General features: G+C 40.1%; 1 protein-coding gene. It reads right to left on the reverse strand.

Going from position 1 to position 784, the window contains the following annotated elements; translation table 11 throughout:
- Nucleotides 1-281 precede the first annotated feature (281 nt).
- A partial coding sequence (locus AB4323_RS24535; RefSeq protein ID WP_372153563.1) for a transposase occupies nt 282-784 on the reverse strand: 503 nt, incomplete at its 5' end.

The raw sequence follows: 784 nt of genomic DNA on the forward strand, positions 1-784 counted from the left end.
CTTGTTTTTTATTTATATTTTTCAAGGATTCTATAGTCAAACAGAATAATTTGAATGTTAAAAGATTTGAAAAGTTCTTAATTTCAGCACTATGTGACGTTATTCACAAAAAGATCAAAAATTTAACAATTTACGACTAGGCTTTATAAAATTTCAGTGATGAAAGTCACATTTATGGTCTTTTTGGGGAGAAATAATATGAATCTAACTATTCCTACGTGTGGTTCTTTATTGATTAATAACGGTGTTTTTCAAGGTAGTTGTCATCATTTGCTTACTTATTAAGCAGCTTCTCTTTCTGGATTTAGGTGAACGTCACCAACAGGTTCACAGTTTCTGATATCACCAGGCCAGCGTTCAGGGTTTAGCTCTTTTGCAGCGAGTAGTACCTCCGCTCGGCGCTTCAAGATCTCTTTATCTTTTCCATTGTGACGCTCTGAAGGCGTGACATAATTCAGCTTACTGTGCTTGTGCTCCGTGTTGTACCAGCGTACGAAGGCTTCAACCCAACTTCGACTACTGTCGATTGTTTCAAAGCCCTTTGTTGGCCAGCTTGGCATGTACTTTACCGTGCGGAACAATGACTCAACAGACGGGTTATCATCACTGACTCTTGGGCGACTATACGATGAAGTAATACCTAACTCTTCCATTTTTGCTTTGAACGTCAACGACTTCATCGGCGCACCATTATCTGAGTGAAGAACCAGTGCTTGATTGAAGCACTGCTCTCGCATCAACGTTCGTTGCAGAAGTTGTGACGCTAGCTCACCGCATTCATGCT

Source organism: Vibrio sp. 10N.261.52.C11 (genome assembly GCF_041471405.1).
GTDB classification, from domain to species: domain Bacteria; phylum Pseudomonadota; class Gammaproteobacteria; order Enterobacterales; family Vibrionaceae; genus Vibrio; species Vibrio crassostreae_C.